6 protein-coding genes and 1 pseudogene are annotated in these 7,382 nt (G+C 74.1%); 2 read left to right on the forward strand and 5 right to left on the reverse strand.

Going from position 1 to position 7,382, the window contains the following annotated elements:
* Positions 1-337, reverse strand: a pseudogene (locus GC722_RS18105) (phosphodiesterase); the annotation flags it as partial.
* Between the two features lie 67 nt (positions 338-404).
* On the opposite strand from GC722_RS18105, the gene pgi reads away from it, so the two are divergent.
* Positions 405-2,060, forward strand: coding sequence for a glucose-6-phosphate isomerase (gene pgi / locus GC722_RS04090; protein ID WP_156608196.1), 1,656 nt, complete (start codon positions 405-407; stop codon positions 2,058-2,060).
* Between the two features lie 37 nt (positions 2,061-2,097).
* Here the strand turns inward: pgi and GC722_RS04095 are convergent, their stop codons facing one another.
* The 4 genes from GC722_RS04095 to GC722_RS04110 all read right to left on the reverse strand — a co-directional run bounded on the left by GC722_RS04095 (position 2,098) and on the right by GC722_RS04110 (position 6,902).
* Positions 2,098-3,765 carry an arylsulfatase gene (locus GC722_RS04095; RefSeq protein WP_197429765.1) on the reverse strand — a complete coding sequence of 556 codons (1,668 nt, stop codon included), beginning with the start codon at positions 3,763-3,765 and terminating at the stop codon, positions 2,098-2,100.
* 44 nt (positions 3,766-3,809) lie between these two features.
* On the reverse strand, positions 3,810-5,051 hold the full coding sequence (locus GC722_RS04100; RefSeq protein WP_197429766.1) for an ABC transporter substrate-binding protein: 1,242 nt from the start codon (positions 5,049-5,051) through the stop codon (positions 3,810-3,812).
* A 187-nt stretch (positions 5,052-5,238) separates the two neighbouring features.
* Complete coding sequence (locus GC722_RS04105; protein ID WP_156608198.1) at positions 5,239-6,186, reverse strand: phosphotransferase family protein; 948 nt, start codon at positions 6,184-6,186, stop codon at positions 5,239-5,241.
* 68 nt (positions 6,187-6,254) lie between these two features.
* Positions 6,255-6,902 (reverse strand): SanA/YdcF family protein, encoded by a 648-nt coding sequence (locus GC722_RS04110; protein WP_197429767.1) that lies wholly within the window; start codon positions 6,900-6,902, stop codon positions 6,255-6,257.
* A gap of 47 nt (positions 6,903-6,949) precedes the next feature.
* On the opposite strand from GC722_RS04110, the gene GC722_RS04115 reads away from it, so the two are divergent.
* The coding region (locus GC722_RS04115) for a hypothetical protein (protein ID WP_197429768.1) at positions 6,950-7,382 on the forward strand (433 nt) is incomplete at its 3' end.

Below are 7,382 nucleotides of genomic sequence, written 5' to 3' on the forward strand. Positions count from 1 at the left end.
CGAGGTCGTGGGCGACCGCCGCGGCCTGGGTGACCACGTGGTCCAGCCCGCCGAGCCGGTCCAGCACGGCGGGGTCGTGGCTGTTCAGCAGCCCGACCGCGATGGCGCGGGCGACCCCGGTCACCTTGATGGTGTGGGTCAGCCGGTTGTGCACCACGCCCGGGGTGGCGGCGGCGGTGACGACCTGGGTGACCTCGGCCAGCCGGGACAGGGCGGGGGAGAAGCGGAGCCGCTCCAGGTCCACCCGGAACTCCGACTCCAGCCCGCCGGCCAGCGGCCGGGACGACCGGGTCTCGGGGCGGGCGCGTCGGGTCCGGGCCGGGTCGTGGGGGTCCATGGCCGAACGCTATCGCCGCGCGGGCACCCCGCCCCCGCCCCGGACGCCACCCCCTTAGGCTCGGCGTATGGACACTCCCGTCGACGTCACCCGCACCACGTCCTGGGCCCGGCTGGCCGAGCTCGCCGGCTCGCTGCAGCCCGACCTGCGCCGCTGGTTCGCCGAAGACCCCGACCGCGCCGCCCGCTACACGCTGGACGCCGCCGACCTGCACGTCGACCTGTCCAAGAACCTGCTGACCGACGAGGTCCTCGACGCCCTGGTGGCGCTGGCCCGCGAGGTGGGGCTGGAGCAGCGCCGCGACGCGATGCTGGCCGGTGAGCGGATCAACGTCACCGAGGGGCGGGCCGTGCTCCACACGGCGCTGCGGCGTCCGCAGGGCGACTCGCTGGTGGTGGACGGCGAGGACGTCGTGGCCCAGGTGCACGCCGAGCTGGCCAAGGTGTACGCCTTCGCCGAGAAGGTCCGCAGCGGGGAGTGGACCGGCGTCACCGGCAAGCGGATCGCCACGGTGGTCAACATCGGCATCGGCGGCTCCGACCTCGGGCCGGTGATGGCCTACGAGGCGCTGCGGCCCTACGTGCAGGACGGCCTGGAGTGCCGCTTCATCTCCAACATCGACCCCACCGACTCCGCCGAGACCGTGGCCGACCTCGACCCGGAGACCACGCTGGTCGTCGTGGCGTCGAAGACCTTCGGGACGCTGGAGACGCTGACCAACGCCCGGCTCGTCCGCAGCTGGCTGCTGGACACCCTCGAGTCGCGGGGCATCGCCACCGACGACGCCGTCGCGCGCCACTTCGTCGCGGTCTCCACCGCGCTGGACAAGGTGGCCGACTTCGGCATCGACCCCGACAACGCCTTCGGCTTCTGGGACTGGGTGGGTGGCCGGTACTCCGTCGACTCCGCCATCGGCACCTCGCTGGTGGTGGCCATCGGCCCGGAGCGCTTCGCGGAGTTCCTGGCCGGCTTCCGGGCCGTCGACGAGCACTTCGCCACCGCCCCGCTGGACCAGAACGTGCCCGCGCTGATGGGGCTGCTCAACGTCTTCTACACCAACCACCTCGGCGCGCAGAGCCACGCGGTGCTGCCCTACGCCCAGTACCTGCACCGCTTCCCCGCCTACCTGCAGCAGCTCACCATGGAGTCCAACGGCAAGGGCGTGCGCTGGGACGGCAGCCCGGTCGGCACCGACACCGGTGAGGTGTTCTGGGGCGAGCCCGGCACCAACGGCCAGCACGCCTTCTACCAGCTGATCCACCAGGGCACCCGGCTGGTCCCGGCCGACTTCATCGCCTTCGCCGAGACCGCGCACCCGCTCCGCGACGGCGAGCACGACGTGCACGAGCTGTTCCTGGCCAACTTCTTCGCCCAGACCGCCGCGCTGGCCTTCGGCAAGACCGCCGAGGAGGTGCGCGCCGAGGGCACCGACGAGGCCGTGGTGCCCGCCCGGGTCTTCACCGGCAACCGGCCCACCACCTCCATCATGGCCCGCGCGCTGACGCCCTCGGTGCTGGGGCAGCTGATCGCGCTGTACGAGCACATCACCTTCACCCAGGGCGTCGTGTGGGGCATCGACTCCTTCGACCAGTGGGGCGTCGAGCTCGGCAAGAAGCTGGCCCAGGAGCTGACCCCCGCGGTCGCCGGGGACGAGGCCGCGCTGGCCTCCACCGACTCCTCCACCCGGGGGCTGATCAGCTGGTACCGCGAGCACCGGTCCTGACCCGTCGACCCGGCGGGCGCCGCCCGGGACGGGTCGCTCAGCCGCGCCCCGGGCCGTCCGCGCCGTGGCGTGGGCGGCTCGACGTGAACGGCCGGATCAGGGGCGAGGGCCCACCCCGGTTGGCGGCGAGGATCGGCTCCCGCGGCTTGACGCCGTGGCTGCCGGCCCAGCTCTCGTAGCGGGCGGCCAGGTCGCGGACGAGGTCGGGGTGGGCCGCGGCGAGGTCGGTGAGCTCGGACCTGTCCGTGCTGAGGTCGAACAGCTCCCACTCCTCGGCGTGCTTGCGCACCAGCTTCCAGCGGCCGGTGCGGATGGCGCTGTTGCCCTCGTGCTCGAAGTACAGCGTGTGCTCGTCGGTGGCCGCAGCCCCCCGCCAGGCGCCGAGCATCGAGCGTCCCGAGGCCGGCAGCACCGGGCGGCCGGCGCGCTCGGCCGGGTAGCTCGCGCCGGTCACCTCCAGCACGGTCGCCAGGACGTCGGGGAGCTGGTGCGGTTCGTCGACCCACCCGGAGGTGAGACCGCCATCGGGCCAGTGCACGATCATCGGGGTCGCGATGCCCCCCTCGTGCACCCAGTGCTTGTACTCCCGGAACGGGGTGTTGGACAGGTTGGCCCAGGGCACCCCGTAGGTCGCGAAGGACTCCTCGGGGCCCGGCGTGACGGTGGGGTCGTTCCCGCGCCGGACCCGCTGCCCGGAGCGTGTGCGCAGCGGCGTGTTGTACGGCGTGCTCGGCAGCTCGTCCACCCAGCCCGGCTCGATCTCCTCGGCGCAGCCGCCGTTGTCGGAGAGGAACAGCACGAGGGTGCGGTCCAGCTCCCCGGTGTCCTCCAGCGCGGCCACCACCCGCCCGACGGCGGCGTCCATCAGCTCGACCTGGGCCGCGTACACCTCCATCCGGCGGGCCTGCCAGTCGGCGTCGGCGACCTCGTCCCAGGCGACGACACCCTCGTCGCGCGGGGACAGCGACCAGGAGTCGTCGGCGAGCCCGCTGCTCCGCTGACGGGCGAAGCGCGCCGCCCGCAGCTCGTCCCAGCCCGCGTCGTACCGACCCCGGTGCCGCTCGACCGCCTCGGCCGGGGCGTGCAGCGGCCAGTGCGGAGCCGTCAGGGCCAGGTAGAGGAAGAAGGGTGCGTCCCGGTCCGCCTGCGCGCGGACGAAGTCCTCGGCCCGCTCGCCGAGGGCCGTGGTCAGGTAGAAGTCCTCGGGGGTCTGCGGGAGGGGCGTCTCGCCCTCGGTCAGCGTGACGGGGTCGTAGTAGCTGCCGGCGCCCGCGAGGGTGCCGTAGAAGTAGTCGAACCCGCGTCGGGTCGGCCACGCGTCGTCGGGCTGGTGGATGGACCCGGTGAGGTGCCACTTCCCGACCAGGCCGGTGCTGTAGCCGGCGTCGCCGAGCAGCTCGGCCATGGTGACGCACCGGTCGTTGAGCCGCCCCGGGTAGCCGGCCGGGCCGTCGTCGTTGGTCAGGATCCCCACACCGGTCTGGTGCGGGTGGAGCCCGGTGAGCAACGAGGCACGCGACGGCGAGCAGCGGGCCGTGTTGTAGAACTGCCGCATCGCCAGTCCCCGGCCGGCCAGCCGGTCGAGGTGGGGCGTGGGGATCTCCGAGCCGTAGCAGCCGATGTCGGAGAAGCCGAGGTCGTCGGCCAGGACCACCAGGACGTTGGGCCGCCCGTTCCTGCCGGGGCCGTCGGGGGTGTCGGGCACGTGCGAGCTCCTGTCGTGACGGGGATGGGAGGGACCGGACCGTCTCAGGTCAGTGCGGCGTCGACCTCGGCCACGAAGGCGGCAGCGGCCTGGCTGGTGCTCGAGCGCTCGAACAGGACGTCGGTGGCGACCCGGGTGAGCGTCGCGTCGGCGGAGGCGCCGCCCGGCGGCGGCAGCGGGGGAGCCGCCCCGAGGTCGGCCTCGTTCTGGGCGAGGAAGGCCGCGACCGCGGCGCCGGTCTCGTCCAGCTCGGCCTCGATGTCGGCGGCGCGGTCGGTGTTGGCGGGGGCGCCGCGCTCGTTCAGGACGATCCGGGTGCAGGCCGGGTCGTTCACCCACCAGTCGACGAACTCGGCCGCCAGCTCGGGCTGCCTGGAGCGTGCCGAGACCGACCACAGCGAGGCGGACTTGTACCAGGCCTGCCTGTCCGCCGCCCGGCCGGTCGTGCTCGGCCAGCGGACGAGCTGCAGCGGCGCCCCGGAGGCGCGGGTGAGGGCGGTGAGCTGGTTGGAGCCGTAGAACCCGATGGCTGCCCGTCCCTGCGCCATCAGCGACTGGTCGAGAGCAGCGGCGGCGTCCTCCACGAGCACCGACGGCTCGGGGATGGCGCCCTCCTCGCGGAAGCTCATCATCAGCTGCAGGTACTCGTCGACGAGGCCGGCGTCGTAGCCGGGACGGCCGTCGGTCAGGAAGAGCTCGGTGCCCTGCTGGCGCAGCCAGACCTGCATCAGCTTCGGGTTGGTGAACATGCCGGCGGCGCCGACGGAGCCGTCGGGGGACTTCGCGCTGACCTCGGCGGCGGTCGCGCGGAACTCCTCCCACGTCCAGGTGGTGTCGTCGGGCAGCTCGACACCCGCGTCCTCGAAGACCGCCGGGTTGACGACGAAGGCCAGGGCGTTGACCCCGATGGAGACGCCGGCGGTGATGTCCTGCACCGCACCGGACTCGGCGGTGCCGGCGAGGAACCGGGACGTGTCCACCTTGCCGGCCAGGTCCAGCAGCGCCCCGCGGGAGGCGTACTCGCTCAGGTAGGCCTCGTCCATCTGGATCACGTCGGGCGCGTCGCCGCCGGCGACCTGCGTCGCCAGCCGGTTCCAGTAGCTCGACCACTCGCCCGGCTGGGGGGCGAAGGTCGTGCCGGGACGGCTGGCGGCGAAGGTGTCGATGGCCTCGGTGGTGAGGGAGTTGCGGACGTCGTTGCCCCACCAGGTGACCGCGAGGGGCCGGCCGTCGGCGCCGCCACCGGAGCCGCACCCTGCCAGCCCCAGCCCGACGGACGTGGTCATCCCTGCTGCGAGCAGTGCTCGCCTGCTGATCGTCATGATCTTCCTTGATCTCGAGCTACGAGGAGACGCTGCAGGCCTCTACCGTCCTCGCTGGGGGTCGCGAGCAGCACCGGTTGAATCGTAACAACGACCGGCTGGACAGAACTGGGACGTCCACGCCCCCTAGCAGGACCGGGGCCCGAGGGCGTCAGCGGCGGAGCGCCTCCAGCACGGCGCGCACCTCGTCCCGGCTCGCCTCGAGGGCCTCGGGCAGGTCGCGGCGGTGGGCCTCCAGCCTGACCTGCGCCGCGAAGGAGGCGGTGTAGAAGCACCGTCGCCGGGCCGCCGCCGGCGACGGGTCCGGCGGGTACGTCTCCCAGAAGGCGTCCCGCTCGGTGCCGGGGCGTCGGCTGGCCATGTACAGCGACCACTCCGCCTCCGGGTCGGCCCAGCAGGCCCGGTCGAAGTCGAAGACGCCGGTGATCCGCGGCTGCGGCGCGTCCGGGTCGAGCATCACGTTGACGTTCCACAGGTCGCCGTGCACCAGCCGGGGCACCGTGACCTCGTCGAAGAGCTCCCGCTCCTCGCCGCCCAGCTCGAGCACGGCGTCGAGGTCGTCGGTGGGGAGGCCGACCGAGCCGAGGTCGGCGACGGTGGCCGCGAGGGAGGTCAGGAAGGCGTCGCTCCACCGGTCGAACCGCGGCCCGTCCACGCGTCCGAACGCCGGCCCGGTCCGGGCGTGCAGCGAGCGGGCCACCTCGCCCAGCTGCCGGTAGTAGCCGCGCCACAGCGCGCGCTCGTGGCGGGGGAGGACGGTGGGCGCCGGCTCGCCGGGCACGACCTCCTCGAAGACCAGGTCGCAGGGCCACCGCGACCCCGAGAAGTCGGCGAGGACGACGGTCGGCGTGGCGACCCCGAGCTCCGGCAGCACGGCTAGGGCGGCGGTCCCGTTGCGCAGCAGGTGGCGCTCGCAGGCGTACTGGCTCTCCTCGGCCGGCGCGATCCGCAGCACCAGCTGCCGCGTCCGGAGGGTCACGGCGTAGGTCGTGTTGTAGGCACCACCGGCCAGCGGGACGAGCGCCACCGGCTCCTCGCCGAGGGCGGCTGCGCACAGGGCGGCGAGCTCGGGATGGAGCGCGGCTGCAGGACTCGACATGGGCTCCCCGGGGGTCCGACGACGTGTGCGCACACGCTAGAGCAGAACGCTCGCCGGGGGTGTCGGGGTCAGCTCCGCCCGAGCGGCGGTGAGGCGTCCGGACGCCGGCGGGTGGCGACGTCGCGGAGCAGCTTGAGCAGCGCGAACCGCTCCCGCACCACCCCGCTGCGCCAGGTGGCGGTGCCGCGCACCGAGTCGTCGCCGACGCCGACGGCGTCCAGCCCCACCAGCCGGGCGGTCAGCAGCGCCCGTGGCAGGTGGTAGCTCTGCGACACCAGCACCACCGAGTCGAGCCCCAGCACGTGCCGCGCCCGCCAGCAGGTGTCGTAGGTGTCGTAGCCGTGGGCGTCCAGCACCACGTCCTCGGCCGGCACCCCCGCCTCCACCAGCCAGCGCCGCATCGCCTGCGACTCGTGGTGCGACGGCGCGCGGTCGTCGCCGGAGACCACCACCGTGGTGACGCGTCCGTCGGCGTGCAGCCGGCGGGCGACCTCCAGCCGCCCGCGCAGGAACCGCGAGGGACGTCCGTCCGGGTACGTCTGGGCGCCCAGCACCACCGCGACGCGCGGGCCGGTCAGCTGGTGGGGCTCGAGGACCCGGCGCCCGGCGCGGCGCAGCAGCACCTCGCCGCCCACCCCGGCCAGCACCCCCAGGCCCATGCACGCCCCCAGCCGCGACCACCACCGGGCCGCCGGCGGTCGGAGGAGGGGCTGCACCCGGCACAGGCTACGGCCCGTTTCGTCCGGCTGGGAGGATGACGGGCGTGCGCAGCGAACGGGTCGGGTCCCTGATCGGGGCCGTGGGCGGGCTGGCGTTCGTGCTGGCCGACGCCGGTTCGCTGCCGGAGCCGTGGGCCTGGGCGTTGCGGGTGCTCGGGCTGGTGCTCTTCCTGGCCGTGCTGGCGCTCGTGGTGGTCCGGCCGCGTCGCGCGGACGTCGTCGAGGCCCCGCCGACCCGTCGGCAGGTGCGCGGCTACGGGATCAGCGTCACGCTGATGGTGGTGGCCATCGCGGTGGGCGCGCGGCTGCTCGACCTGCTCGGGCTGGAGGACCTCGTGGTGCTGTGGGTGGTGCTGGCCGTCGGCGCCCACTTCGTGCCCTTCGCCCGCCTCTTCCGGCGCCCCTTCTTCGCCGTCCTCGGCTGGCTGCTGGTGGCCCTGGCCGTGGTCGGGGCCGGGGCGGCGCTGCTCGGGGGCG

It is taken from the genome of Auraticoccus cholistanensis, from assembly GCF_009742705.1.
GTDB classification, from domain to species: Bacteria; Actinomycetota; Actinomycetes; order Propionibacteriales; family Propionibacteriaceae; genus Auraticoccus; species Auraticoccus cholistanensis.